Source organism: Pseudomonas sp. SDO5532_S415, from assembly GCF_054071155.1.
In genome coordinates this window covers 1-26,271 of the sequence record NZ_JBSVWS010000079.1, presented here as the reverse complement: position 1 = coordinate 26,271, position 26,271 = coordinate 1, and the positions used below count along the sequence as shown (strand labels likewise).

The 26,271-nt window shown below is 58.2% G+C and carries 29 protein-coding genes; 14 read left to right on the top strand and 15 right to left on the bottom strand.

Going from position 1 to position 26,271, the window contains the following annotated elements:
* Positions 1-124: 124 nt before the first annotated feature.
* Together bfr and ACW9HW_RS17775 are read right to left on the bottom strand one after the other, a co-directional pair.
* A complete protein-coding gene (bfr, locus tag ACW9HW_RS17780) occupies positions 125-601 on the bottom strand; it encodes a bacterioferritin (protein WP_095193075.1) in 477 nt (158 codons plus the stop codon).
* 198 nt (positions 602-799) lie between these two features.
* A complete protein-coding gene (locus ACW9HW_RS17775) occupies positions 800-1,018 on the bottom strand; it encodes a bacterioferritin-associated ferredoxin (RefSeq protein WP_090324905.1) in 219 nt (72 codons plus the stop codon).
* Positions 1,019-1,321: 303 nt separating this feature from the next.
* On the opposite strand from ACW9HW_RS17775, the gene ACW9HW_RS17770 reads away from it, so the two are divergent.
* A complete protein-coding gene (locus tag ACW9HW_RS17770) occupies positions 1,322-1,924 on the top strand; it encodes a peroxiredoxin (protein ID WP_095193076.1) in 603 nt (200 codons plus the stop codon).
* A 243-nt stretch (positions 1,925-2,167) separates the two neighbouring features.
* On the opposite strand, the gene rnt is transcribed toward ACW9HW_RS17770, so the two are convergent.
* On the bottom strand, positions 2,168-2,845 hold the full coding sequence (gene rnt, locus ACW9HW_RS17765; protein ID WP_095193077.1) for a ribonuclease T: 678 nt from the start codon (positions 2,843-2,845) through the stop codon (positions 2,168-2,170).
* Entirely contained in the window at positions 2,842-3,888 is a 1,047-nt protein-coding gene (pyrC, locus tag ACW9HW_RS17760) for a dihydroorotase (RefSeq protein ID WP_457401058.1), read from the bottom strand. Before pyrC ends, rnt begins: the two co-directional genes overlap by 4 nt.
* 159 nt (positions 3,889-4,047) lie before the next feature.
* On the opposite strand from pyrC, the gene ACW9HW_RS17755 reads away from it, so the two are divergent.
* Positions 4,048-4,953, top strand: a complete 906-nt coding sequence (locus tag ACW9HW_RS17755; RefSeq protein ID WP_095193079.1) for a flagellar protein MotY — start codon at positions 4,048-4,050, stop codon at positions 4,951-4,953.
* A gap of 129 nt (positions 4,954-5,082) precedes the next feature.
* Positions 5,083-6,300: an argininosuccinate synthase gene (locus tag ACW9HW_RS17750; protein ID WP_095193080.1), complete on the top strand. Its 1,218-nt coding sequence runs from the start codon at positions 5,083-5,085 to the stop codon at positions 6,298-6,300.
* Between the two features lie 125 nt (positions 6,301-6,425).
* Here the strand turns inward: ACW9HW_RS17750 and ACW9HW_RS17745 are convergent, their stop codons facing one another.
* Positions 6,426-7,106 carry a hypothetical protein gene (locus ACW9HW_RS17745; protein ID WP_095193081.1) on the bottom strand — a complete coding sequence of 227 codons (681 nt, stop codon included), beginning with the start codon at positions 7,104-7,106 and terminating at the stop codon, positions 6,426-6,428.
* 541 nt (positions 7,107-7,647) lie between these two features.
* Between ACW9HW_RS17745 and ACW9HW_RS17740 the strand changes: the two genes are divergently transcribed.
* Positions 7,648-8,274 carry a response regulator transcription factor gene (locus ACW9HW_RS17740; protein ID WP_095193082.1) on the top strand — a complete coding sequence of 209 codons (627 nt, stop codon included), beginning with the start codon at positions 7,648-7,650 and terminating at the stop codon, positions 8,272-8,274.
* A gap of 90 nt (positions 8,275-8,364) precedes the next feature.
* On the opposite strand, the gene ACW9HW_RS17735 is transcribed toward ACW9HW_RS17740, so the two are convergent.
* From ACW9HW_RS17735 to metG, 8 genes are all read right to left on the bottom strand, one after another.
* Complete coding sequence (locus tag ACW9HW_RS17735; protein WP_095193083.1) at positions 8,365-8,544, bottom strand: PA3496 family putative envelope integrity protein; 180 nt, start codon at positions 8,542-8,544, stop codon at positions 8,365-8,367.
* 106 nt (positions 8,545-8,650) lie between these two features.
* Positions 8,651-9,289, bottom strand: a complete 639-nt coding sequence (nth, locus tag ACW9HW_RS17730; RefSeq protein ID WP_095193084.1) for an endonuclease III — start codon at positions 9,287-9,289, stop codon at positions 8,651-8,653.
* Positions 9,290-9,314: 25 nt separating this feature from the next.
* Positions 9,315-9,902, bottom strand: a complete 588-nt coding sequence (locus ACW9HW_RS17725; RefSeq protein WP_457401055.1) for an Rnf-Nqr domain containing protein — start codon at positions 9,900-9,902, stop codon at positions 9,315-9,317.
* Positions 9,895-10,506 carry an RnfABCDGE type electron transport complex subunit G gene (locus ACW9HW_RS17720; protein WP_095193086.1) on the bottom strand — a complete coding sequence of 204 codons (612 nt, stop codon included), beginning with the start codon at positions 10,504-10,506 and terminating at the stop codon, positions 9,895-9,897. Before ACW9HW_RS17720 ends, ACW9HW_RS17725 begins: the two co-directional genes overlap by 8 nt.
* On the bottom strand, positions 10,503-11,489 hold the full coding sequence (locus ACW9HW_RS17715) for an RnfABCDGE type electron transport complex subunit D (protein ID WP_457401052.1): 987 nt from the start codon (positions 11,487-11,489) through the stop codon (positions 10,503-10,505). The genes ACW9HW_RS17720 and ACW9HW_RS17715 overlap by 4 nt, the downstream gene beginning before the upstream one ends.
* A complete protein-coding gene (gene rsxB, locus ACW9HW_RS17710) occupies positions 11,476-12,492 on the bottom strand; it encodes an electron transport complex subunit RsxB (RefSeq protein ID WP_095193088.1) in 1,017 nt (338 codons plus the stop codon). The genes ACW9HW_RS17715 and rsxB overlap by 14 nt, the downstream gene beginning before the upstream one ends.
* Positions 12,489-13,058 carry an electron transport complex protein RnfA gene (locus tag ACW9HW_RS17705; protein WP_095193089.1) on the bottom strand — a complete coding sequence of 190 codons (570 nt, stop codon included), beginning with the start codon at positions 13,056-13,058 and terminating at the stop codon, positions 12,489-12,491. Before ACW9HW_RS17705 ends, rsxB begins: the two co-directional genes overlap by 4 nt.
* 143 nt (positions 13,059-13,201) lie before the next feature.
* Positions 13,202-15,253 (bottom strand): methionine--tRNA ligase, encoded by a 2,052-nt coding sequence (gene metG, locus ACW9HW_RS17700; RefSeq protein WP_095193090.1) that lies wholly within the window; start codon positions 15,251-15,253, stop codon positions 13,202-13,204.
* A gap of 366 nt (positions 15,254-15,619) precedes the next feature.
* Here metG and apbC point away from each other — a divergent pair, with 366 nt between their 5' ends.
* Positions 15,620-16,714, top strand: coding sequence for an iron-sulfur cluster carrier protein ApbC (apbC, locus tag ACW9HW_RS17695; RefSeq protein ID WP_095193091.1), 1,095 nt, complete (start codon positions 15,620-15,622; stop codon positions 16,712-16,714).
* A 127-nt stretch (positions 16,715-16,841) separates the two neighbouring features.
* Here apbC and ACW9HW_RS17690 read toward each other — a convergent pair whose 3' ends face one another.
* On the bottom strand, positions 16,842-17,600 hold the full coding sequence (locus ACW9HW_RS17690) for an SDR family oxidoreductase (protein WP_095193092.1): 759 nt from the start codon (positions 17,598-17,600) through the stop codon (positions 16,842-16,844).
* Positions 17,601-17,763: 163 nt separating this feature from the next.
* On the opposite strand from ACW9HW_RS17690, the gene ACW9HW_RS17685 reads away from it, so the two are divergent.
* The 4 genes from ACW9HW_RS17685 (at position 17,764) to groL (ending at position 21,276) form a co-directional block, all read left to right on the top strand.
* Positions 17,764-18,495: a HugZ family pyridoxamine 5'-phosphate oxidase gene (locus tag ACW9HW_RS17685; RefSeq protein ID WP_095193093.1), complete on the top strand. Its 732-nt coding sequence runs from the start codon at positions 17,764-17,766 to the stop codon at positions 18,493-18,495.
* 66 nt (positions 18,496-18,561) lie between these two features.
* On the top strand, positions 18,562-19,038 hold the full coding sequence (locus ACW9HW_RS17680) for an FxsA family protein (RefSeq protein WP_095193094.1): 477 nt from the start codon (positions 18,562-18,564) through the stop codon (positions 19,036-19,038).
* A gap of 248 nt (positions 19,039-19,286) precedes the next feature.
* Positions 19,287-19,580: a co-chaperone GroES gene (locus ACW9HW_RS17675; protein ID WP_007985847.1), complete on the top strand. Its 294-nt coding sequence runs from the start codon at positions 19,287-19,289 to the stop codon at positions 19,578-19,580.
* A 49-nt stretch (positions 19,581-19,629) separates the two neighbouring features.
* Positions 19,630-21,276, top strand: a complete 1,647-nt coding sequence (groL, locus tag ACW9HW_RS17670) for a chaperonin GroEL (RefSeq protein WP_457401048.1) — start codon at positions 19,630-19,632, stop codon at positions 21,274-21,276.
* Positions 21,277-21,471: 195 nt separating this feature from the next.
* Here the strand turns inward: groL and ACW9HW_RS17665 are convergent, their stop codons facing one another.
* Positions 21,472-22,215: a phosphatase PAP2 family protein gene (locus ACW9HW_RS17665; RefSeq protein WP_457401046.1), complete on the bottom strand. Its 744-nt coding sequence runs from the start codon at positions 22,213-22,215 to the stop codon at positions 21,472-21,474.
* Between the two features lie 218 nt (positions 22,216-22,433).
* On the opposite strand from ACW9HW_RS17665, the gene colR reads away from it, so the two are divergent.
* The 5 genes from colR to ACW9HW_RS17640 all read left to right on the top strand — a co-directional run bounded on the left by colR (position 22,434) and on the right by ACW9HW_RS17640 (position 26,162).
* Positions 22,434-23,117: a two-component system response regulator ColR gene (gene colR, locus ACW9HW_RS17660; protein WP_095193097.1), complete on the top strand. Its 684-nt coding sequence runs from the start codon at positions 22,434-22,436 to the stop codon at positions 23,115-23,117.
* On the top strand, positions 23,107-24,390 hold the full coding sequence (locus ACW9HW_RS17655) for a sensor histidine kinase (RefSeq protein ID WP_095193098.1): 1,284 nt from the start codon (positions 23,107-23,109) through the stop codon (positions 24,388-24,390). The genes colR and ACW9HW_RS17655 overlap by 11 nt, the downstream gene beginning before the upstream one ends.
* Positions 24,391-24,548: 158 nt before the next feature.
* Positions 24,549-25,217 (top strand): class I SAM-dependent methyltransferase, encoded by a 669-nt coding sequence (locus ACW9HW_RS17650; protein WP_095193290.1) that lies wholly within the window; start codon positions 24,549-24,551, stop codon positions 25,215-25,217.
* A 4-nt stretch (positions 25,218-25,221) separates the two neighbouring features.
* Complete coding sequence (locus ACW9HW_RS17645; RefSeq protein WP_457401043.1) at positions 25,222-25,935, top strand: lipopolysaccharide kinase InaA family protein; 714 nt, start codon at positions 25,222-25,224, stop codon at positions 25,933-25,935.
* 2 nt (positions 25,936-25,937) lie between these two features.
* Complete coding sequence (locus ACW9HW_RS17640; protein ID WP_095193100.1) at positions 25,938-26,162, top strand: hypothetical protein; 225 nt, start codon at positions 25,938-25,940, stop codon at positions 26,160-26,162.
* Positions 26,163-26,271 lie beyond the last annotated feature (109 nt).

The window sequence follows — 26,271 nt, the reverse complement described above, 5'->3', positions numbered from 1 at the left end:
GTTGACTGACACGACGCCTTCGCGAGCAGGCTCGCTCCCACAGGGATTTCGGCCAGTGCTGAAATCCGGGCAATAAAAAGCCCCGCCTCTTAAAAGAGAGCGGGGCTTTTTTATTGCGTAGAAATTATTCGTCTTCACCCATCTGCGATTGCAGATAGTTCTCGATACCGATCTTGTCGATCAGGCCGAGTTGAGTTTCCAGCCAGTCGATATGTTCTTCTTCAGACTCAAGGATATCTTCAAGCAGTTCACGGCTACCGTAGTCGCCAACCGTTTCGCAATGTGCGATGGCTACTTTCAGATCACCAAGGCCTGTGCGTTCGAGTTTCAGATCGCACTCGATCATTTCCTTGGTGTGTTCACCGATGAGCAGCTTACCCAGGTCCTGGACGTTTGGTATGCCCTCGAGGAACAGGATGCGCTTGATCAGCTTGTCCGCGTGCTTCATCTCGTCGATGGATTCGTGGTACTCGTGTTTGCCGAGCTTGTTCAGGCCCCAATCTTCATACATGCGCGCATGCAGAAAATACTGATTGATTGCGACCAGCTCATTGGCAAGGATCTTGTTGAGATGCTGGATGACTGTAACGTCGCCTTTCATGATGGGGTCCTGCCCTGTATTAGCTGTCTATAAAGCAGAGTTTGAGCCGCACAACTAAGAGTGTCAAACCTAAGTTATTGAAACTTAAATGAAAATTAATCGGAATAAGAATGTTTGTGTTCCGCGTCTAGAGCCTAAGCAATTGATTTTCAGGCATAAAAAAACCGGACATCAGTCCGGTTCTTTGAAATTCGGTATTCAGGCAGCTGTAAATTCTGCTGGAAAAGGAATCGCGGCCTGGGCCGTCTGCAATTTTGTCAGGGTCTCGCGGACCACTTCCTTGGCGAGGCAGGCACATTTACCGCACTGACTGGCAACGCCGGTGGCCTGGCGGACTTCCTTGTAGCTGCAGCATCCTTCATAGATCGCATCGCGGATTTGGCCGTCGGTGACGCCAGTGCAGAGGCAAACATACATAAGTGAAAACCGTCGCTCGTTTATGTCTCGAATGCGATGGATCTTAATGTTAACGAGAATGATTGTCAAAGTGCATTGGGAAGGCTTTTCCAAGGGCTGACGAACGGTGTTTTTCGATGGGCCGAGAAACGGAACACGCTCCGGCATTTTTTAACCCGTGGGAAAAACCGTTGAGGACAGGCCAAACACGCAGTGTATGATGGCCGGTCTTTGCGAAACGGGTTCGTGTCACAGGGCTGTCGCCTGAGGGTGGCACGCTGGCGCAAACCTTGTTTTTCACGTTTCTACACCAGGAGATATCCAATGAGCGTACTCGTAGGCAAACAAGCCCCTGACTTCACCGTACCGGCCGTACTCGGCAATGGCGAAATCGTAGACAGCTTCACCCTGTCCTCTGCCATCAAAGGCAAATACGGCCTGGTGTTCTTCTACCCACTGGACTTCACCTTCGTTTGCCCGTCGGAGCTGATCGCTCTGGATAACCGCATGTCTGAGTTCAAGGCACGCAACGTTGAAGTGATCGCCGTGTCCATCGACTCGCATTTCACCCACAACGCGTGGCGCAACACCCCGGTCAACAATGGCGGTATCGGCGAAGTCCGTTACACCATGGCTGCCGACATCAAGCAGGACATCATGAAAGCCTACGACGTTCAGTCCGCTGATGGCGTGGCTTTCCGTGGCGCGTTCCTGATCGACGACAAAGGCGTTGTCCGTTCGCAGATCATCAACGACCTGCCGCTGGGCCGTAACATGGAAGAGTTGCTGCGTCTGGTCGACGCTCTGCAATTCCACGAAGAGCACGGCGAAGTCTGCCCTGCGAACTGGAAAAAAGGCGACAAGGGCATGAACGCTTCGCCAGAAGGCGTCGCGGCTTACCTGACCGAGCACGCTGCTGCGCTGTAAGGCACACGCTCCTGCTACAAAAAGCAGGTACAAAAAAACCGGCCCTTGAGGCCGGTTTTTTATTCACGATGAAACCAATACTGCTCACTGGAGCGCGACGCTGAACCTGTGGCGAGGGAGCTTGCTCCCGTTGGACTGCGCAACAGTTCCCTGCTTTTCAGGGATAGGGGGCAGCTTCGCTGCCCAGCGGGAGCAAGCTCCCTCGCCACAGGTTTGCGTTTGTCTCAAGTGAACTGCGACGGATCAATCGTCGAAGTCTTCCCAACCGCCCATTTGTTTCCAGCGATTGACGATGCCGCAGAACAGCTCGGCGGTCTTCTCCGTGTCATAGCGAGCCGAGTGGGCCTCGCGACCGTCGAAGTCGATGTCGGCTGCCTGACAGGCTTTGGCCAGCACCGTTTGACCATACGCCAGGCCGGCGAGGGTGGCCGTGTCGAAACTGGAGAACGGGTGAAACGGGTTGCGCTTCATGTCCAGGCGCGCGACGGCGGCGTTGAGGAAGCCCAGGTCGAAGCTGCTGTTGTGACCGACCAGAATCGCCCGCTTGCAACCGTTGGCTTTGAGCGCCTTGCGTACACCGCGGAAGATATCGTTCAGCGCCGACTCTTCACTCACGGCCATGCGCAGCGGGTGATCGAGCTTGATCCCGGTGAACTCCAGCGCTGCCGCTTCGACGTTCGCGCCTTCGAAAGGCTCGACCCGGAAGAAGTAGGTGTGATCAGGGTAGACAAAGCCCTTTTCATCCATGGCGATAGTAGTCGCGGCGATTTCCAGCAAGGCGTCGGTGGCCGAGTTGAAGCCACCGGTTTCTACGTCGACGACAACCGGCAAGTAACCACGGAACCGGGCAGCCATTGGATGACGAGGACCGCCTCCGCCGCCTTGACCTTCCTGTTCGTCGTCGAAATGGTCTTCACTCACGCGTGTTCCTCCAGCAGGCGCCAGCGCAGTTTTTCACCGGCGCGCAGCGGGATAACGGTCAGCTCGCCAAACGGCAGGCTGGTTGGGGCGGTCCACTCTTCGCGGACCAGGGTGATGCGATCGGTGTTCACCGGCAGGCCATAGAAGCGCGGGCCGTTGAGGCTGGCGAAGGCTTCGAGCTTGTCCAGCGCATTGCGCTGTTCGAAGGCTTCGGCATACATCTCGATCGCAGCAAAAGCGGTGTAGCAGCCGGCGCAACCGCAGGCGGCTTCCTTGGCGTGCTGGGCGTGGGGTGCCGAGTCGGTGCCAAGGAAGAATTTTTCGCTGCCGCTGGTGGCGGCATCGAGCAGCGCTTCCTGGTGCGTGTTGCGCTTGAGAATCGGCAGGCAATAGAAATGCGGCCGAATCCCGCCCACCAGCATATGGTTGCGGTTGTACAGCAGGTGATGCGCGGTGATGGTCGCGCCAACGTTGGCCGAAGCCGAGTTGACGAACTGCACGGCGTCAGCGGTGGTGATGTGTTCGAACACCACTTTGAGGGTCGGGAAACGCTCGACCACGCGACGCATGTGCTCATCGATGAAGATTTTTTCGCGGTCGAACACGTCGACATCGCCACGGGTGACTTCGCCGTGGATCAGCAAGGGCATTCCCACTTCGGCCATGGCCTCGAGTGCAGGGAAGATCTTGTCGATGCTGGTGACGCCAGAGTCCGAGTTGGTGGTCGCGCCGGCCGGGTACAGCTTGGCGGCGTGAATGAAACCGGTAGCCTTGGCCTCGCGAATTTCTTCGGGCTGGGTGCGGTCGGTCAGGTACAGGACCATCAGCGGTTCGAACCGGCTGCCGGCCGGGCGGGCAGCGAGGATGCGCTGGCGGTAGCCATCGGCCTCAGCCGCATTGCGGACGGGAGGTACCAGGTTGGGCATGATGATGGCGCGACCAAAGGTGCGCGCGACATCCGCGACGGTATTGGTCAACACGGCACCATCGCGAAGATGAATGTGCCAGTCGTCGGGACGCAGCAGGGTCAGGAGGTCGGACATGAGGGGATTCCAGGCGGGTCAAACTGAGGGGAATGCTACCGGAAAAGACTCTTGCAGGCACTCGCTATCAAGTTTTGCAGGAAGCTTCCGATATCCAACAGGTATGCCGTAAACATCTGTGTGTCGGTCTTTTTGTTGTAGAAGCCAGTGGAGCCTCCCGTGCGCCAGCGTTATTTAGCCTTGCTCAGTGTGTTTGCCAGCCTTCCCGCGATGGCGCTCACTTTCCAGACCCGTCTGGAGAGCATTGAGTGGACGGTCGAAGGCGACAAGTTCGAGTGCCGCCTGACCCAGCCGATCACCGATTTCGGCTCGGGACAGTTCGTGCGTCGAGCCGGAGAGCAGGCGACGTTTCGTCTCAATGCCTACAACGCCATGATGGGTGGAGGTTCGGCTACCTTGCTGGCCGCCGCATCGCCATGGCAACCGGGGCGGGGAGATATCAATCTGGGTACGGTGAGAATCGGCAGCGGAAACGTGTTGTTCAACAGCTCCCAGGCTCAGGCCGGACGCTTGATCAGTGGCCTGATGGATGGGCGCAGTCCCGTGGTACGGCATGCCTCTGGCGATGGGCGGGTGTCGGAAGTGCGCCTGTTACCGGTCAAGTTCAATAAAGCGTTTGCCGACTACCAGGGGTGCGTCGCCAAGCTGTTGCCACAGAATTTCGATCAGGTGAAGCAGTCCGAAGTCGGATTCCCCGGCGGCGGCATCGAGCTGGATGCTGCCGCGAAAGCCAGGCTGCAGGTGATGCTCGAATTCATGAAGGCCGATCCGACGGTCAATCACATCGAACTCGACGGCCATTCCGACAACAGCGGCAATCGCCTGACCAACCGTGACCTGTCACGTCGCCGCGCCCTGGCCGTCATGGAGTTCTTCAAGGCGAACGGCATCCAGGAGTCGCAGATCACCGTGCGCTTCCATGGCGAGCGTTATCCGCTGGCACCCAATACCAACAACGCCAATCGCTCGAAGAACCGCCGGGTTGCGGTGCGTCTGGAGCGGGGAGCACCACCGGAACAAGTGGCGCCTCAAGCCACGAAGCCGGCCGCTTCGGCAACATCCTGACTCCTTGGTAATCGTCGCTCTCTCGACATAATCTGTCGCTTCGTCGTCATAAGCTGTCGCGCCACTGTAAATTATCCTGCATGAGCGGTAGACTTCTCGGCTTTCCGTAGAACCCCGTGGAGTGATGGCATGGCGGACGTAAACAAGGTCGTTCTGGCGTATTCCGGCGGCCTGGACACTTCGGTGATCCTCAAGTGGCTGCAGGATACTTATAACTGTGAGGTGGTGACCTTCACCGCTGACCTGGGTCAGGGCGAAGAGGTCGAACCGGCACGCGCCAAGGCACAGGCCATGGGCGTGAAAGAAATCTACATCGACGACTTGCGCGAAGAGTTCGTGCGCGATTTCGTGTTCCCGATGTTCCGCGCCAACACCGTTTACGAAGGCGAGTACCTGCTGGGTACTTCCATCGCTCGTCCGCTGATCGCCAAGCGCCTGATCGAAATCGCCAACGAAACCGGCGCTGACGCCATTTCCCATGGCGCCACCGGCAAGGGCAATGACCAGGTTCGATTCGAACTGGGCGCCTACGCCCTGAAACCTGGCGTGAAAGTGATCGCCCCGTGGCGCGAATGGGACCTGCTGTCCCGTGAGAAACTGATGGATTACGCTGAAAAGCACGCGATCCCGATCGAGCGTCACGGCAAGAAAAAATCCCCATACTCGATGGATGCCAACCTGCTGCACATCTCCTATGAAGGCGGCGTGCTGGAAGACACCTGGACCGAGCATGAAGAAGACATGTGGCGCTGGACCGTCTCCCCGGAAAACGCTCCTGACAAGCCGCAGTACCTGGAACTGACTTACCGCAACGGCGACATCGTGGCCCTGGACGGCGTCGAAATGACCCCGGCCACCGTGCTGGCGACCTTGAACCGTATCGGTGGTGAACACGGTATCGGTCGTCTGGACATCGTCGAGAACCGTTACGTGGGCATGAAATCCCGTGGCTGCTACGAGACGCCTGGCGGCACCATCATGCTGCGCGCCCACCGTGCGATCGAATCGATCACCCTGGACCGCGAAGTGGCTCACCTCAAGGACGAGCTGATGCCGAAGTACGCCAGCCTGATCTACACCGGCTACTGGTGGAGTCCTGAGCGTCTGATGCTGCAACAGATGATTGATGCGTCCCAGGTTCACGTGAACGGCGTCGTGCGCCTGAAGCTGTACAAGGGCAACGTGATCGTCACCGGTCGCAAGTCCGATGAGTCGTTGTTCGACGCCAACATCGCGACCTTCGAGGAAGATGGCGGCGCTTACAACCAGGCCGATGCGGCGGGCTTCATCAAGCTCAATGCCTTGCGCATGCGTATTGCTGCAAACAAAGGCCGCAAGCTGTTCTGAGTGGTTTGAGCCTGTGATGGATTTGTGGCCTCGTCATCGACGGGGCCACAAATCTGCAAGAGGTTTTTTAAATGTGCGATACAACGATTCACGTTTGACCTGATAGATACCTTCCCGTCTGCCTCTCACTGATCGGACCTATCCTGCTGCTGAGCGTTGTGTGTCAGTCGGCAATCGGGGTCCATGACAGTCATCCCCTGCGAACTCAAGTTATAAGCCACACAGAAATGGGCGCTGCCGCGTTTTTTTGTCTGTTTGAAATATTTGAGTACACGTCCATTCAGTAATTTTTCCGATTCCGCACCGGTAAGAAACAAAATGACGCGCGGCCGCTTTTCCTGTGTCCTTTGTATCTTCTCCAGCGAAGCGCTGAGTTCGGGTTTGTTTTTCATCCGGCGTGTATCGATGATGTGCAGATCCCTCAGTAATTCGGGCAGGCGAATATGGAGCGGAGGCTGCAACCCTGTTTCGTCTGGCGGAGCCTGTGCACTGCCGGGAGAGGCGGCTGGCCGCAAGTCATTTACCGAAGCATTGTTTTCCTGTGTCTGCGCCTCGTTCATGGCCTTCAGAAAATGCTCGTCCTTTTCAAAATCAGAAGGTGAGTACAGAGATCGGTAATTGAAGTTGAGTGTGGCAAAGAAAAGGAACAGTAGATAAAAGGGGAAGCTGATCAGAAACCAGACATATATCTCTCTTTCCTGATTGTCCAGGAACGGAAGAGAGATCGCTGCCGATGTTTCAGACAGCGTTGCGAATGTCGCGATTATTGTCATGGGATTGGTTATTCTTTTTTTAAATTTGTTCATTCCTGTTACTCGTCGTGTTGTGTGTTTTCTCGTTCGGATTGAGATGTAATGCGCGTTATTGAGAGTTATGTTACGCCATTCATTTGTCTTTAATGTCTTCGTGTTGATTGTAAGTCATGTTTGTTTTGTTTTTTTTCGGTCGGTGGTTTGATGCTGTTGGTTTGATAATAATTATCTATCTGGAATTTTTTGCTGTAAGAGTAAATGGGTGCTCGATGTGTGATATTTCTGGTGTGAGTGTTTTAGTGGGTGACGTCAGTTGAATTTTAGTGTCGAGTGTCCATTTGGATGTTGTTTGCTGGGTTTTGGTTTTTGTTTTTAAGTTGCAAGTTGATACTAAAAATGTTGTAAAGCGTAATTTGCTCGCGCGGATACAATTTTTTTCGCGTTGTGTTCGAGGGTGTTTTGTAGGACTAATCCGCGATTCTTGTAGGGAATGTCTCTTGGTGCAGGTCGTTGGGGGGGGCGGCATGCCATGGGTGAAACGACTAGGCTATTGTGCTGGCTCTAAAAATTCGAACAGCGAAAATTGGACTTGCCCATGAATAAAGTGCTGATCGTGGATGATCACCCCGTCATTCGTCTTGCGGTACGTATGCTAATGGAGCGTCATGGCTACGAAGTTGTTGCAGAAACCGATAACGGCGTGGATGCATTGCAACTTGCTCGCGAACACATGCCGGATATTGTCATTCTGGATATCGGAATACCGAAACTGGACGGGCTGGAAGTTATTGCGCGTCTTGCATCAGCGGCAATGCCCATGAAAGTGCTGATATTGACTTCCCAGGCTCCCGGACACTTTTCCATGCGTTGCATGCAATCGGGGGCTGCGGGGTATGTTTGCAAGCAGCAGGATCTCACGGAGTTACTCAGTGCGATAAAAGCGGTTTTGTCCGGTTACAGCTACTTTCCCAATCAGGCTTTACATACCGTGCGCGCCAGTCTCGGGAACGCCAGTGAAGCCGATATGGTGGATCGCCTGTCAGGGCGGGAAATGATGGTCTTGCAACAGCTGGCCAGGGGCAAGACCAACAAGGAGATTGCCGATGGGATGTTTCTCAGCAACAAGACCGTCAGTACTTACAAGACGCGCCTGTTGCTGAAGCTCAATGCACGCTCCCTGGTAGACCTGATCGAACTGGCTCAGCGCAATGGGCTAGTGTGATTTTATCCGGGGCGACCATAGGTGATGAACGGGCATTTATCGCGGTTCGGCACACAGTAAAAAGCCTCCGTTTCGGGAGGCTTTCAGGTGTCATAAATCAAAGTCGTAATCGGCCAATTGCTTTTGCAGTCGGCGCTCCTCCAGCAGATTGTCGATGGTACGCCGTTTACTCAGGTTGGTTTTCGCTACTTCAACCACAGGTTCGGCATCATCAGCCTCAACGGCAGTGAATTCTTCATCTACGTCCAATTGCTCTTTGCCAGTGCTCATTTAGTTACTCCAGGCTAAGAAGGCCTTTGGGGCTCCTTATATCGACAATCTCCCGGCGGGTAAAAAAGATTTTTTCAATCGACGAATCAATAAATCCAATAGTGGCTCAATCGTCGGAGGTCTTGTGCTTGTATTCGCACAAGTCTTCGATGCGGCAACTGCCACACCGGGGCTTGCGGGCCAGGCAAACGTAGCGACCGTGAAGGATCAACCAGTGGTGGGAGTCGAGCAGGTACTCCTTGGGCACGAACTTCATGAGTTTTTTCTCGACTTCGACCACATTCTTGCCGGGCGCAATGCCGGTGCGGTTACTGACTCGGAAAATATGGGTGTCCACGGCCATGGTCAGCTGGCGAAATGCGGTATTGAGTACCACGTTGGCAGTTTTGCGGCCCACGCCTGGCAGGGCTTCCAACTCTTCACGGGTCTGTGGCACTTCCCCGGCATGACGTTCCACCAGCAAGCGACAGGTCTCGATCACGTTTTTCGCTTTGCTGTTGAACAGGCCGATGGTCTTGATGTATTCCGACAGGCCCTCGACACCCAGGGCATGGATTGCCGCAGGGGTATTGGCTATCGGGAACAGTTTTGCCGTGGCCTTGTTGACGCCGACATCGGTCGATTGCGCCGAAAGAATCACCGCAATCAGCAGTTCAAACGGTGAGGAATAGGCCAGTTCGGTCTTCGGTTCCGGGTTGTCTTCATGCAGCCTGCGGAAAATTTCCAGACGTTTTGCGGCATTCATGGGCAGTGCGATTCCTCGAAAGCGGTCAGTGTGAAGGTGTCGGGCGCTGCCAGGCCTGCCATGCGGCGACCAGCAACCCCAGCAAAATGAAGCTACCAGGGGCCAGTGTGGCCAGGCGCAAGCCTCCGTCGGCGGTCAGCACCCAGCCGCGCCAATCCGTTTGCGTCGCAGCAGCGAGCCACGGTAGATGATTACCCAGAGTCCCGTTACCAATAAGTTCGCGCAGCACGCCCAGGCCCACCATCAATGCACCGAACAGGCCGCACAGGCGCAGGCGATCGCGCCAACTGCTCTGGAAGAAACCCGTGTGGTCGAGCACGACACATTGCAATGCAATCAAGGCGGTATAGATTCCCACCTGTTGATGCCATTGCAACGACCAGGTTTGCGCCCCGAGTTCCGCGCAACTGGTCAGCGTTGCGGCGAGCAGCACGCTTGCCGGCAAATGCGTCGCCGCATGCAAGCGCGGGCGCAGTGCATTCATGCCCAGCCCAAAAACACTGATCACCACGATGAACATCAGCCACAGGCCAAGCGCGCTCACCAGTGAACCGGTGGCGCCGATAAGCGGCGCGAGCATCAGTGAATGCTGCAACAGTAATGATTTACTCATGGGAAGGGCTCCCAAGCAGTTGTTGTCGGTGCTCATCGAAGTAGCGCAGCGCGTCATGGGTGGCGTTTATCACCGCTCTGGAAGTCATTGTCGCGCCTGCAATCTGGTCGAATTGCCCTTGATCCTTTTTCAAGGCCCAGCCGTTGTCGACCGGATCGGTTCGGGACTTGCCGGAAAACATTTGAAGCCAGGCATTGGGCCAGTCGGCGATCCGTGCGCCGAGCCCCGGTGTTTCCGCTTGCTTGAGAGTTTTGATGCCAATCAGCCTGCCGTTAGCGTCGACGGCGATCAGCAGTTCGATGGCGCCTGCGTAACCCAGGGTCTGGCTGCGCAGCAGCACGGCATACGCCTGCCCGGCCTTGGTTGCCCGGTAGCCCGTCAGCAGTGTGCTGTTGCCCAGTGCTGTTTTTTCGAGTGTGAGCGTTTGATCCAGAGGCTGATTGTCGTAGCTGCCGGGCGGTAGCAGGTCCAGCAGGTTACGACTGTCGATCAGGCGTTGCTCCGCCGCGATCCGTGGCTCGCTGCTGTGCTGCGCGAACCAGGTCAGGCCGACTCCGAGGACGGCCAGTAATGTCAGGACGGCAACGCTCGAAGCTCGGTTCATGATGCCGTCCGCTGCTGTCTGGCCGCGACAAACCGCTCCAGCGCCGGCACACAGAGGTTCATCAACAGCACCGCAAAAGCCACGCCGTCCGGGTAGCCGCCCCACGTACGAATCAGATACGTCAGCAGCCCGACACCGATGCCGAACAGCAGTCGTGCGCCGGGGCTTTTGGCGCCGGACACCGGTTCTGTAACGATAAAGAACGCTCCCAGCACGCTGGCGCCGGTCAACAGATGAAACAGCGGTGAGCCATGGGAATCGGAGCCCGAACCGTTCCAGCACAATAGACTGATGATAAACAGGCTGGCGAGCATGCCGACCGGCGCATGCCAGCTGAACACACGTCGCTGCAGCAGAAACACGCCACCCGCGAGAAAGGCCAGGTTCACCCATTCCACACCGCGACCACCGAAATGGCCAAACGCCGGATTGGCCGAGAACAGTTCGTCCATGGTGAGGCTTTTATTGATTCGCAGGCTGTCCAGCGCCGTGGCCCCAACCCACGCATCCGGGGTTGGACCGAAACCGAACACTTGCTGTAACCCACCTGGCAGATTCAGGCCGTGGGACGCCGGCCAGTGGGTCATCTGTTGCGGAAAAGCCACCATTACCAGGGCGAAACCGAGCATCGCCGGGTTGAACGGATTGCTTCCGACACCGCCATACAGGTGTTTACCGAACACCATGGCAAACGCGGCGGCACTGACCGTGAGCCACCACGGGCAATAGGGCGGCAAGGCCAGGGCCAACAGGGTTGCACTGACGAGGGCGCTGCCATCGCTCAAGGTCGGCTTAAGGGGGCGCTTGCGCAATTGCAGTACCGCCGCTTCAGCGGCCAGTGCACTGGCGCCTGCCAGCATCAGATTGATCAACACCCCCCAGCCGTATAGCCAGAACAACGCCAGCATCCCTGGCAACGTAGCCAGTAGAACCAGTTTCATGGCCTGCTGAAGGCGTTCGTCGACCGACTCAAGGGGTTGCATAGGCATCCACCTGGCGTTCGGCTTCACTGACGGCACGTTCCAGGGTTTCGATCTGCTCGGCGGGCGCCTCGGCGGCTTGGGCTTTTTTGAGTTCCGCGCGGCGCATGGCCAACTGGATCTTCGCCCGATTCAGGTCGGCATTCTTCGGTGGAGCAGCAACCGTAGCGGGTGTCGGGGACGGCGGCGTTGCGCTTTCCAGTTGTGCCAAGGTTTGCTCGGCGGCTTCGAATTGCTGTTGCAGAGCGATCAACTGCGACTGTTGTTCGAAGGTCGGCGGATGGCCAAAAGCCTTGAGTGACTTGGTCAGTTGCGCCCGACTCATTGCCAGATCGATCTTGGCTTTCTTCAGCGCCGCATCGGCATTGGCGGCTTTCTGTGCGCGGACGCGTTCGAGGGCGGCTTGCACCGGGTCAAGCGCCACTTGCGCGGGTTGGGCGGCGCGTTGCGCACGGGCCTGGCGCTCGGCGGCTTTTTGTTGTTCTTCGTGCAGCAGGCGGGCGTTGCGTTGCTCGAAACGGCGTCGTGCGTGATTACGTTTGGCGGCGCGGGCCCGTTGTTCTTCCAGGCTGAACGCCAGGCCACCGACAATCGGCAGCACGGTGGCCATCGGCAACGGATGCATTTCGATGCAATCCACAGGGCATGGCGCCACGCAGAGGTCACAACCGGTGCATTCGTCGATAATCACCGTGTGCATCAGCTTGGCCGCGCCGACGATGGCGTCTACCGGGCAGGCCTGGATGCACTTGGTGCAACCGATGCACTCGGCTTCGCGGATGTACGCAATCTGTGCCGGGGCGGATCCACGGCTGAGATCCAGTTCCAGCACCGGTACCTTCAGCAGTTCGGCCAGGGCGTTGATGGTTTCGTTGCCGCCCGGTGGACACTTGTTGATCGGCTCGCCGTTGGCGATGCCTTCAGCGTAGGGCTTGCATCCGGGATGGCCGCACTTGCCGCATTGGGTCTGCGGCAAGAGAGCGTCGATGCGTTGAATCAGACTCATGTTTTGATCAGTCCGCTGAATCCGAGAAAGGCCACTGCGATCAGGCCGGCGCCGATCAGGTCGATCGGCAAGCCGCGAAAGGGCAGGGGAACATCGTTATCGAGTGTGCGTTGACGCAGGTCGTTGAACAGACTCAGCACCAGCCAGAACCCCAGCCCGCCGCCCAGGCTCAGGGCTGCGGCAGCAAAAAAGCCTTTGTCACCCTGAATGCCGAGAAGCGCCACCCCGAGCACGCCGGCGTTGCCCAGCAGCAGCGGCCAGAGACCTTCAAACGACAGCGTCGAAAATACCCGGGACAAGCCCTTCAGCAGAGGACCGATCAGCAGCACGCTCAGGGGCAGGAATACGAACAGACGCAGCGACGTCAATTCCAGCGGGATGAGCAGCCAATGATAGAGCGCATAACCGAGCAGGCCGACAATCAGCATCAGGCAGGTCGTCGCCACGCCCAGGGCATGGACTTGCCGACGTTCGCTGCCCAGCAGCGGATCGACACCCAGCGGCCAATGCAACACGAGGTTGTTGATCAGGGCGGTGCTGATAAGCGTGAGCAGTGTTTCGGTCATGATCGTGCCGGCAAGGACGGAGTTGTTTAACACCGCTGTCTGGAAAAGCTTAGGCATTATCCGGCAAGGGCGGAGGGTGGGCCAGACATGAAAATCCCACAGGCGCGCCAGGCACGACTGTGGGATCGCTTTGCCGCCGTGCCTTACTTGATCCGCTGACCAGGCTTGGCGCCGCTGTCAGGGCTCAGCAGATAGATTTCTTCACCGCCAGGACCGGCCGCCATCACCATGCCTTCGGAGATGCCGAATTTCATTTTGCGAGGCTTGAGGTTGGCGATCATCATGGTCAGACGACCATTGAGCTTGGACGGGTCCGGGTAGGCGCTCTTGATCCCGGAGAACACGTTGCGCTGTTCGTCACCGATGTCGAGCGTCAGGCGCAACAGCTTGTCGGCGCCTTCCACAGCTTCGGCCTTGACGATCAGGGCAACGCGCAGGTCGACCGCAGCGAAGGTGTCGAATTCGATTTCCGGGGACAACGGATCCTTGGCCAGTTCGCCGTTGCCGGCGGGTGCAGCTTCGCCGGTGTCGGTCTGGCTGGCGGTCAGGTCTTCTTTCGAAGCGTCGGTCATGGCCTGCACTTTAACCGGGTCGATACGGGTCATCAGCGGCTTGAACTCGTTCAGCTGATGGTTGGCAAGCCAGATCGTATGATCGTTCCAGGTCAATGGCGCGACGTTCAGGAATGCCTCGGCATCGGCAGCCAGAAGCGGCAGCACCGGCTTGAGGAAGATCACCAGCTGGCGGAACAGGTTGACGCCGGTGGCGCAGATGGCCTGGACTTCATCCTGCTTGCCTTCCTGTTTGTTCAGCGACCACGGTGCCTTGTCGGCGATCCAGGCGTTGGCGCGGTCGGCCAGGGCCATGATTTCGCGCATGGCGCGGGCAAAGTCGCGGGCCTCGTAGGCATCGGCGATACCAGGCGCGGCGGCCAGGAAGGCTTCGGTCAGCTCCGGCGCGGCGTTGGTGTCGACCATGACACCGGCATTGCCCTTGTGGATGAAACCGGCGCAACGGCTGGCGATGTTGACAACCTTGCCGACCAGGTCGGAATTGACCTTCTGCACGAAGTCTTCGAGGTTCAGGTCGAGGTCGTCGACACCACGGCTCAGTTTGGCCGCGTAGTAGTAGCGCAGGTATTCCGGCGACAGATGATCCAGGTAGGTCCGGGCCTTGATGAAGGTGCCACGGGACTTGGACATTTTCTGACCGTTGACGGTCAGGTAGCCGTGCACGTTGATGCCGGTCGGCTTGCGGTAGCCCGCGCCCTCGAGCATGGCTGGCCAGAACAGGGCGTGGAAGTTGACGATGTCCTTGCCGATGAAGTGGTACAGCTCGGCGGTGGAGTCCTTGCCCCAGAACGCGTCGAAGTCCAGCTCCGGCGTACGGTTGCAGAGGTTCTTGAAGCTCGCCATGTAGCCGATCGGCGCATCCAGCCACACGTAGAAGTACTTGCCCGGCTCGTCTGGAATTTCAAAGCCGAAGTACGGCGCATCGCGGGAGATGTCCCACTGTTGCAGGCCGGCATCCAGCCATTCGGCGATTTTGTTGGCGACGGCGTCTTGCAGGGTGCCGCTGCGGGTCCAGGCCTGCAGCATTTCCTGGAAGTCCGGCAACTTGAAGAAGAAGTGCTGGGAATCCTTGAGCACCGGGGTGGCGCCGGAGATCGCCGACTTGGGATCTTTCAGGTCGGTCGGTGCGTAGGTCGCACCGCATTTTTCGCAGTTGTCGCCGTACTGGTCTTCCGTGCCGCATTTCGGGCAGGTGCCCTTGATGAAGCGGTCGGCCAGGAACATTTTCTTTTCCGGGTCGAAATACTGCGTGATCGAACGCGTGGCGATGTGCCCGGCGTCGCGCAGCTTCAGGTAGATCTGGCTCGACAGCTCACGGTTTTCTTCGGCGTGAGTGGAGTGGAAGTTGTCGAAGTCCACCAGGAACTCGGCAAAGTCGGCGCTGTGTTCAGCCTGGACGTTGGCGATCAGTTGTTCCGGGGTGATGCCTTCCTTTTCCGCGCGCAGCATGATCGCAGAACCGTGGGCGTCGTCGGCGCAGACATAAATGCATTGGTTGCCGCGGTGCTTCTGGAAGCGCACCCACATATCGGTCTGGATGTATTCCAGCATATGGCCGAGGTGAATCGAACCATTGGCATAGGGCAGGGCGCTGGTGACGAGGATCTTGCGTGGCTCGGACATGGGGCTCGGCTACTTGATGAAACGGAGGTCGGCCACTATAAAGCGCCGGCGCATATTTTTCACCTTTCTGGCCAGATTCCAGATGTATCGTCCTTTACTAAAGTGGCGACAGGTTTTCTTGGTGCAAGAAGGTTTTCGTGGCGAGGGAGCTTGCTCCCGCTGGGTGGCGAAGCCGCCCCAACCCTTGCAGTCCGGCTCCGGCAATAGAATTGCGTCAACTGGATTACGGCTGCTTCGCAACCGTACGGGAGCAAGCTCCCTCGCCACAGAATGCGTTCGCAACAAATGATCTTCAGGCATGCCGACTTGGGTGCGGAACGGTTAGGATACCCACCTGATTTTCCAGTCTTGCTATCGGAGTTGCCCATGAGCGCCGTCAATCGCGCAGCGGTGGAAGCCGTCCTTCGCCAATACACCGACCCTTACCTGAACCAGGACCCGGTCAGCGCCGGGTGCGTGCGCAGCATCGACATTCAGGGTGACCGCGTCAGCGTTCAGCTTGAGCTGGGCTATGCCGCCGGCCTGTTCAAGAGCGGCTGGGCACAGATGCTGCAAATGGCCATCGAAGGCCTGGACGGCGTGACAACTGCCCGCGTTGATATCACCAGTGTTATTGCCGCGCACAAGGCCCAGGCGCAGATTCCAGGCCTGGCCAACGTCAAGAACGTGGTGGCCGTGGCTTCAGGCAAGGGTGGCGTCGGCAAATCCACCACCGCCGCCAACCTTGCGCTGGCCCTGGCCCGCGAAGGCGCCAAGGTCGGGATTCTCGATGCGGATATCTACGGCCCGAGCCAGGGCATCATGTTCGGTATACCTGAGCGCACCCGTCCCGAGGTCAAGGATCAGAAATGGTTCGTTCCGCTCAAGTCCCATGGCGTGGAAGTGATGTCCATGGCCTTCCTCACCGACGACAACACGCCGATGGTGTGGCGCGGGCCGATGGTCTCCGGCGCCTTGTTGCAACTGGTGACCCAAACCGCGTGGGGCGACCTGGATTACCTGGTCATCGACATGCCGCCGGGTACCGGTGACATCCAGTTGACCCTGGCACAGAAAGTCCCGGTGGCCGGTGCCGTTATTGTCACCACACCGCAGGACCTGGCCTTGCTCGACGCACGCAAGGGCGTGGAAATGTTCCGCAAGGTCAACATCCCGGTGCTGGGCGTGGTGGAAAACATGGCCGTGCACATCTGCTCCAACTGCGGACATGCCGAGCATCTGTTCGGTGAGGGCGGCGGCGTGAAACTGGCCAACCAGTACGGCGTCGAACTGCTGGCCTCGTTGCCGCTGTCGATGGTCATCCGCGAGCAGGCCGATGGCGGCAAACCGACGGTGATCGCCGAGCCGGACAGCCAGATTGCCATGGTTTACCAGGAACTGGCCCGCCATGTCGGTGCGCGGATCGTATTGCAGGAAGCGGCGACGCCGGCGATGCCGAACATCACCATCAGCGACGATTGATTCACTGAAATACAGCCCCTGTGGGAGCGAGCCTGCTCGCGAAGAGGTCCTGTCAGCCACCCTCGATGGTGACCAATAGACCGCTTTCGCGAGCAGGCTCGCTCCCACATTCGTTTTAGGTCGGGATTTAAATGCGCAACCCGCCATCCATTTCCAGAATCCGGCCGGTGTAATAGTCGTTCTCGAAAATGTACGCCGCCGAATGGGCGATCTCTTGCGGCTTGCCCATGCGCTTGAGCGGAATGCCCGAAGTCATTTTCTCCAGCGCTTCGGGTTTCATGCCCAGGGTCATCTCGGTTTCGATGAAGCCCGGTGCAATACCGGCCACGCGGATGCCGTAGCGCGCCAGTTCCTTGGCCCAGGTCACGGTTGCGGCGGCGACACCGGCCTTGGCGGCGGAGTAGTTGGTCTGGCCGACATTGCCTGCGCGGGAAATCGACGAGATATTGATGATCGTGCCGTTGTTCTTCAGCTCGACCATTTTCGCCGCGACTTCACGGGTGCACAGGAACACGCCGGTCAGGTTGACGTCGATGACCGCCTGCCACTGGGCCAGGCTCATTTTGGTCATCTCGCCATCCTTGACCTTGAGCAGCAGCCCGTCACGCAGGATGCCGGCGTTGTTGATCAGGCCGTGGATCGCGCCGAAGTCTTCGGCAACCTGGGCGACCATGTGGGTCACTTGCTCTTCATTGGCCACGTTGCACAGGTAGGCGCGGGCTTCGACGCCCTTGGCCTTGCACGCGGCCACGGTGTCATCGAGCTTTTCCTGGTTGAGATCCACCAGCGCAAGCTTCGCGCCCCTGGCGGCGAAATACTCGGCCATGGAACGGCCCAAACCCTGGCAACCGCCGGTGATAATGATTACTTTGTCAGTGAGTTGCATTCGCATGCCCCGGTAGCAGTTCTGAGTGGTTTCCTTGTAGAGAGCCTCTCGATCTGCGCCTGACATGGCCTGGCTGCACATGAGAACTGCCCCGATGGCGTACTGGGACTTTCACCAGTCGCCCGTCCGTTTTTCTGACGGATTCTATATAAGGAGTCATAAATTGAGCGTTGAAGTTGCCAAGCATGCCCGAGAATTGCTGCTCAAGGAATACCGCGGCGTCCTGTCGACGCTCTCCAAGGCAATGCCCGGTTTTCCGTTCGGTTCCGTGGTTCCGTACTGTCTGGACGAGCAGGGCCGGCCGTTGATCCTGATCAGCCGTATCGCCCAGCACACCCACAATTTGCAGAAAGACCCGAAGTGCTCGCTGTTCGTCGGCGAGCGTGGAGCCGAAGATGTGCAAGCTGTCGGTCGCTTGACCTACCTGGCAGAGGCGCACCAGATCGAGGACGAGGCCGCCATCGAAGCCGCCGCCGAGCGTTACTACCGCTACTTCCCGGATTCGCAGAACTATCACAAGGCCCATGATTTCGATTTCTGGGTACTGCAACCGGTGCGTCACCGTTACATCGGAGGTTTCGGCGCCATTCACTGGGTCAACGACCTGACCTTGGCCAATCCCTTCGCCGGCAAGGCCGAAGTGAGCATGGTCGAGCACATGAACGCCGATCACGCCAAGGCCATTGCCCATTACGTCGACCTGGCGGGGCTGCCGAAAACCGCGCCGGCGCAAATGGTCGGTATCGATACCGAAGGCATGCACCTGCGGATCGGCCAGGGCATCTACTGGCTGCCGTTCCAGGCTCCATGTAATACGCCGACACAAGTTCGCGAAGCCTTGGTTTTTCTGGCCCACGCCGAGCATTGGCCGAAAAATGAAGTGGCCGACGCTTGAATTCACGAAACGGCGACGTCATCTAAGGTGAACTGGCAAGGCATTCTTGCGTTGAGGAACCATTTGATGCGCCCTTTTTTGTTGCTCTTTCTGCTGTTTCCGGTGTTGGAGCTGTTCGTATTCGTCAAGGTGGCAGGGGCTATCGGGTTTTTCCCGGCCCTGCTGCTGATCATTCTCGGCTCGATGTTCGGCGTGTTCGTACTGCGGATCGCCGGTCTGGCCACGGCGCTGCGTGCCCGTGAAAGCCTGAACCGTGGCGAGCTGCCTGCGCAGACCATGCTCGAAGGCCTGATGCTGGCATTGGCCGGTGGCCTGTTGATCCTTCCGGGTTTCATCAGCGACGTGATCGGCCTGGTCATGCTGCTGCCAATCAGCCGTCGCCTGCTGGCCAATAAAATGCGCCGGCGTGCCGAGGAGCAAGCGATCCGCCAACGTGCATTCGCCGAGGACCTCCAGTCCCGTGGCGGTCCCGCGCCGCGTGAACCGCTGGGCCGCGAGCCCAACGTGATCGAAGGCGAGTTCGAACATCGCGATACCAAGTAACGTCACAGCGACACGGCACCTTCGGGTGCCGTGTTCGTTTGCGGGGCATTAACCTGAAATTTTTTTGCTCCCCGCCCCTTGTAATAAGCTTATGCGCCCTTATGTATCGGTCACCGCAAGGTTTCTGGCAATCACGCCAGACAGACTTCCGCGTCTCGCTTGTCGAGCCGCACCCGGCACCGCCGGACTTTGTTAAACCCGCCGGGACTACACCGGCCGATGAAAACCACAATTAGGAGAGATCGACAATGAAGCTTCGTCCTCTGCATGACCGCGTCGTCATCCGTCGCAGCGAAGAAGAAAAGAAAACCGCTGGCGGTATCGTCCTGCCAGGTTCGGCTGCTGAAAAAGCCAACAGCGGCGAGATCCTCGCTGTCGGCACCGGCCGCGTACTGGAAAACGGTGAAGTGCGTGCACTGTCCGTAAAAGTGGGCGACAAGGTTGTGTTCGGTCCTTACTCCGGCAGCAACACTGTGAAAGTCGACGGCGAAGACCTGCTGGTAATGAGCGAGAACGAAATCCTCGCTGTTATCGAAGGCTGATTCCCCGCTCATTTTCCCGCTACTACAAAGTATTTAAGGAATATCGATCATGGCTGCTAAAGAAGTTAAATTCGGCGATTCCGCCCGCAAGAAAATGCTCACCGGTGTCAACGTCCTGGCTGACGCAGTAAAAGCGACCCTGGGCCCGAAAGGCCGTAACGTGATCATCGAGAAGAGCTTCGGCGCTCCGACCATCACCAAGGACGGCGTTTCCGTAGCCAAGGAAATCGAACTGGAAGACCGTTTCGAAAACATGGGCGCGCAGCTGGTCAAAGACGTTGCCTCCCGTGCCAACGATGACGCAGGCGACGGCACCACCACCGCTACCGTTCTGGCTCAATCGATCGTCAACGAAGGCCTGAAAGCCGTCGCTGCCGGCATGAACCCGATGGACCTCAAGCGCGGTATCGACAAAGCGACCATCGCGATCGTCAAAGAGCTGAAAGCCCTGTCCAAGCCATGCGCTGACACCAAGGCTATCGCTCAGGTAGGTACCATCTCCGCCAACTCCGACAACTCCATCGGCGACATCATTGCCGAAGCCATGGAAAAAGTCGGTAAAGAAGGCGTGATCACCGTTGAAGAAGGCTCGGGCCTGGAAAACGAACTGTCGGTCGTTGAAGGCATGCAGTTCGACCGTGGCTACCTGTCCCCGTACTTCGTCAACAAGCCGGAGACCATGGTCGCCGAGCTGGACGGCCCGCTGATCCTGCTGGTCGACAAAAAGATCTCGAACATCCGCGAAATGCTGCCAGTGCTGGAAGCCGTTGCCAAAGCCGGCCGTCCACTGCTGATCGTGGCCGAAGACGTTGAAGGCGAAGCCCTGGCGACTCTGGTTGTGAACAACATGCGTGGCATCGTTAAAGTCGCAGCCGTCAAGGCACCAGGCTTTGGCGACCGTCGCAAGGCCATGCTGCAGGACATCGCCGTCCTGACCGGCGGTACCGTCATCTCCGAAGAGATCGGCCTGAGCCTGGAAAGCACCACCCTGGAGCACCTGGGTAACGCCAAGCGCGTGACCCTGTCCAAGGAAAACACCACTATCGTTGACGGTGCTGGCGTTCATACTGACATCGAAGGTCGTGTTGCTCAGATCCGTGCCCAGGTTGCCGAGACTTCCTCGGACTACGACCGTGAAAAACTGCAAGAGCGTCTGGCCAAGCTGTCCGGCGGCGTTGCAGTGATCAAGGTTGGCGCTGGCTCCGAAGTTGAAATGAAAGAGAAGAAAGCCCGCGTTGAAGACGCCCTGCACGCTACCCGTGCAGCCGTTGAAGAAGGCGTGGTGCCTGGCGGTGGCGTGGCCCTGATCCGTGCTCTGGAAGCACTGACCGAACTGAAAGGCGACAACGCCGATCAGGACGTAGGTATCGCTGTACTGCGTCGCGCTGTTGAAGCGCCGCTGCGTCAGATCGTTGCCAACTCCGGCGACGAGCCAAGCGTGGTTGTCGACAAGGTCAAGAACGGCGAAGGCAGCTTCGGCTACAACGCTGCGACTGGCGAATACGGCGACATGATCGAAATGGGCATCCTGGACCCAACCAAGGTAACCCGTTCGGCTCTGCAAGCCGCAGCCTCGATCGGCGGTCTGATCCTGACCACCGAAGCAGCAGTCGCTGACGCGCCGAAGAAAGAAGGCGGTGCTGGCGGCGGCATGCCAGACATGGGCGGCATGGGTGGCATGGGCGGCATGATGTAAGCCAGCCTTACCCCCTGTACTGAAAACCCCGCCCTGCGAAAGCAGGCGGGGTTTTTTATTGCCCGTATTTTGATGGCCACTTCAATCCATTGTGGGAGCGAGCCTGCTCGCGAAATCGGTGTGCCAGGCGATATAAGTATTGAATGTTCCGGCCTCTTCGCGAGCAGGCTCGCTCCCACATTTCCAATCTGCGTTTCAGGTGCTAACTGGTTGTGCTTTGGCCACGATTTCGGTTTTTGCACCGGGCCGATACAAAATCCAGTAATAAGCCCCCAGGCAAATCAACCAGCAGAACACCGCCGTCCACACGTTGTGGGAGAAAAAGTGCGCCCCCTGCATCATCCGCCCGATGGAAAACACCGAACCCAGAGCGAAGGCGAAGACGAACGCCGCGCGGGCCAGTCGCGGACGACGGTCGCGCAAGACGAAGAACAGCGCAAACAGAGTGAAACCGGTCGCGGCGTGTCCGCCAGGCCAGCAGCGCCCGGGTTTCTCTGTGGGAGGGCGCGGGCTGAGCAATTCGCTGTAGGTTTCGTGACCACCGAACTGTTCAAGACTCCACGGACACTGTACTGCCGTCACCGCTTTCATGGGGGTGACAAAGGACGTCGCCAGGCCAAGGGATAGCACCAGGCAGCCCAGCTCTCGCTTGAACGGCATGAGCCTGGCCATGAAGAACGAGCCGACAAAACCGAGAATGGCCAACACCGAGAAGGCAATGACCACTTGCTTGGCACGGTCATGCAGGACGGTTTCCAGGAAGTAACTGTGTCGCCCGATAAAGCCTCCTGCGACCGGGTCGTAGAACAGTTTGGCCAGGTCCATATCCAGCGAGGTCAATTCCAGCAGGATCAAAAGGATGGCCGCAACGGCGGGTACGCCCAGGCACAGCCAAACGTTGAGCGGGCGGGAAGCGGGGCGGATGGAGGTCGAAACCATGGCAGTTCCTGGGTCGGTGATGTGACTGAAGAGCGCAACCGCGCGGAGTGTGAACCCGATCCTGTCGCCGGCCCGTGAACCGAAAGTGAAAAAGTCGTTAAGCCCCGGGCAGGCTTTTCCACCTCATTGAGCGCTGCACGCAATCCTAGCCGTGAGCCACACTTGGCCTTAAGCTGCGCGGGCCAAGACGGCCGTTACCGTGTACGGAGAAGGTGCCCATGCGAATTTTATTGGTTGAAGACAACCGCGATATCCTGGCCAATCTGGCCGATTATCTGGGGCTCAAAGGCTACACCGTGGATTGCGCGCAAGACGGCTTGTCTGGCCTGCACCTGGCGGCCACCGAACATTACGATTTGATCGTGCTCGACATCATGCTGCCCGGCATCGACGGCTACACCTTGTGCAAACGCCTGCGCGAAGATGCCCGCCGTGATACGCCGGTGATCATGCTCACCGCTCGCGATCAACTGGACGACCGGTTGCAGGGCTTCAAGTCCGGTGCCGACGACTACCTGATCAAACCTTTCGCCTTGTCTGAACTGGCGGCGCGGGTTGAAGCCGTCATGCGCCGGTCCCAGGGCGGTGGTCGCCGCACCTTGCAAGTCGGCGATCTGATCTACGACCTCGATACACTCGAAGTCACCCGCGAAGGCCGCTTGCTCAAACTCAACCCGGTGGGCCTGAAGTTGCTGGCAGTGCTGATGCAGAAAAGTCCTCACGTATTGCGCCGTGAAATTCTCGAAGAGGCGCTGTGGGGCGATGACTGCCCGGACAGCGACAGCCTGCGTAGCCACGTGCATCAGCTGCGCCAGGTGATCGACAAACCGTTCGCCAAACCGTTGCTGCACACCGTGCACGGTGTGGGTTACCGCTTGGCAGAGGGGCGTGATGGAGTTTAGACAGAGCCTCGCTCAACGGATCATCATTGCCTTTGCGCTCATGAGCGCACTGGTGGCGGGTGCCTTTGCCATGGGCATTGTGGCGACCGTGCACCTGGTGGAAGAAAAATTGATTTCCGCAGGTTTGGGCGGCGATCTTCAGCGCTTGTTGCTGATGGATAACGTCTCGGACTGGAGCCATCGCCCCGAACCGGACCAGCTGTTCTATTTCAGCGGTGGGCCGGGCGATTTTGAACTGCCCAAGGATCTGCGGCACCTGGATTCGGGGTTTCACGAGGTGTTCCGCGAGCAGCTGTCGTATCACGCCATGGTCGAAATCGTCGACGGTCGACGCTACGTACTGCTTCAGGATCAGAGCGACTTCGAAGAGCGCGAACGAGTACTGTTTGCCGTGGTGCTGGTGGGCTTCGTGCTCAGCCTGGCACTGGCGGTTTTTCTCGGCTGGGTCCTGGCGCGCAAGGTCATGGCACCGGTCGTACGACTGGCCCGGCAGGTGCGTCATCGCGACCAGTTGCTGGGGCTGGCGCCGCCACTGGCGCCGGATTATGCGGCTGATGAAGTGGGCGAACTGGCGGTAGCCTTCGACGCTACCTTGGGACGCCTACGCCAGGCATTGACCCGGGAGCGGATGTTCACCAGTGACGTCAGCCACGAGTTGCGCACGCCGTTGATGGTGCTTGCAAGTTCCTGCGAACTGCTGCTGGAAAACCCCGGTATTGATCAGCGTGGTCGCGCTCAGGTTGAGCGAATCGCTCGCGCCAGCGAAGAAATGCGCGATCTGGTGCAAACCTTCCTGATGCTGGCCCGGGCACAGCGCGAAGACGCAGGCATGTCGCCACAGCAAACGCTGGGTGAGGTGGCCGACGGGTTGATCAGTCAATGGCGTGCACCGATCGAGGCCAAAGGGCTGAAACTGATTATCGAGCCGGGCAAGCCGCACGACACGCGCTTCAACGCGACATTCCTGCATGCGGTCATGGGTAACCTGTTGCGTAACGCACTGCACTACACAGAGCAGGGCTTCATTCGCCTGAGCCTGTCAGACAGCGGTTTCATGGTCGAGGACAGCGGTGTGGGTATTCCCGAAGAGAAGCGCGAGGCGATGTTCGAGCCTTTCGTGCGCGGCAACGAGAAGCGCGGAGAGGGTTTGGGCCTGGGATTGTCGCTGGTGCAACGAATCTGTGAAAACCAGGGCTGGAGCGTCAGCCTGACCAACATGGAACCCCATGGCTGTCGTTTTCAGGTGGAACTGTCTAGGTCGCGGGTGAGCTGAGCGACCTGAAGAAGGGCAATCCTGATCGGTGGCCTAGTCATGTAAAACCTCGAAACGATTCGGGGTTTTACATGACAATTTTTTCACAAAGGCATGACCTGACACTGACACGACGCTACCTAAGGTGGTCGTCATCAGAAGTACAGGAGACCTTGATGATGGCCGCCCCGATCAAACTTGATTTTTCCGAGAAATACGACGACCAGCACGCACAGCAGTACCTGCTCAAACATCAGGATGGCGTCAGTCGTAAACTGTCCCATTGGCGTGACGAGCAACTGGCGCGAAAGGCGCTGACGCTGGTTGGCGAGCCAGGTCTGGTACTCGATCTGCCATGCGGTGCGGGGCGTTTCTGGCCCTTGTTGGCGGAAAAACCCAATCGGGTGATCATCGGCGCCGACAACTCCGAGTCGATGTTGAAGATAGCCACGCAGGCGCAGCCGGCCGATGTGGTGAAACGGGTACAACCCTTGCACACTTCTGCATTCGACATCGCCTTGCCTGATAACGCCGTCGACAGCATTTTCTGCATGCGTTTGCTCCATCACATCGGTGAAGCCGAGCATCGACGGGTGATTCTGCGCGAATTCGAGCGCGTCACCCGCGACAGCGTGATCCTGTCACTGTGGGTGGATGGCAATTTCAAGGCCTGGAAACGCAAGCGTCTCGAACGCACGCGTGGGCAAGTCGGTTACCAAAACCGATTTGTGTTACCTGCTGCTACGGTAGAACAGGAATTTGAAGAGGCGGGTTTCCGTATTCAGGAACGTCTGGACTTTTTACCGCTCTATGCCATGTGGCGGGTTTACGTATTACGCAAGAGGTAACAGGATGGCAGTGCAGTGTGCAGCAGGATCGGACGTCGTTTCCCAGGACTGCTTCGACTATTTCTGGAATCAGCGCGGTGAATGGGTGGAAGAACCCAATGTCCGGCGCGGAGGAGAAAGTGGCGTAGAGCGCGTCGTGGGCAGTGATGGCCAGCTGCTCTATGCCAAGCGTCAGACCGGGCACACCTATCGCAGCCTGTTGCATCCGGTCGGGCGGCCGACAGTGTTGCGCGAGCGTGACGCCCTCATCGGTGTCGGCCAGCTCGGCGTGGGTGTCCCGGAAATCGTTTTCTGCGGTGCACAGCGCGATCCCGTGCACAAATGGCGCGCATTGCTGGTGACCAAATCATTGGATGGTTTCCTGGAACTCGAACACTGGTACGCGGCTGGTGAGCGTGAGCGTCACGGTGAAGCGCTGCACGATCGGGTGTTGAAGGAATTGGCCGAGAACCTGGCGCGCATGCACAAGGGCCGTTGGCAGCACAGTTGCCTCTATACCAAGCATGTGTTCGTGCGCGTGACCGGTGAACGCGAGGCCGCCAAGGTCGAAATAGCGCTGATTGATCTGGAGAAATGCCGGCAGCGTTTGAGCGCACGGCAGGCGGCCGTTCACGACCTGAAGCAGTTGCGTCGCCACTCGTCGTTCAGCCCTACGGACTGGGAAAAGCTCGTCTATTTTTACAAGACGGCGTTTGGCAGCGCCATCAAAGGTTTATAGCAATGAAACTTGAAGTTGCGCGAGGTTTGTTTTTAGTAGGAGCCTTGGCAGTTGCTTCACTCGCGGTGGCAGCTTGGGAGCAGCCACGCACGCAAGTTCTTAGTTCAGTGAGTGGCGACCATTGCCCCCTGCCACGGGTCGCCAAGGCATCCGTGGCCACTCAGCCCGATCATGATTTATTGCTGTTCATCTTCGGACTGTCTCAAGGATTGAGGCCGCAAAGTTGAAAATATTGAAGCCCAAATAAAAGGCCTCGCTGATGCGAGGCCTTTTTTGTTGCGCGATTTCAGGCATGTCGCAGATCACATGTGGGAGCGAGCCTGCTCGCGAATGCGG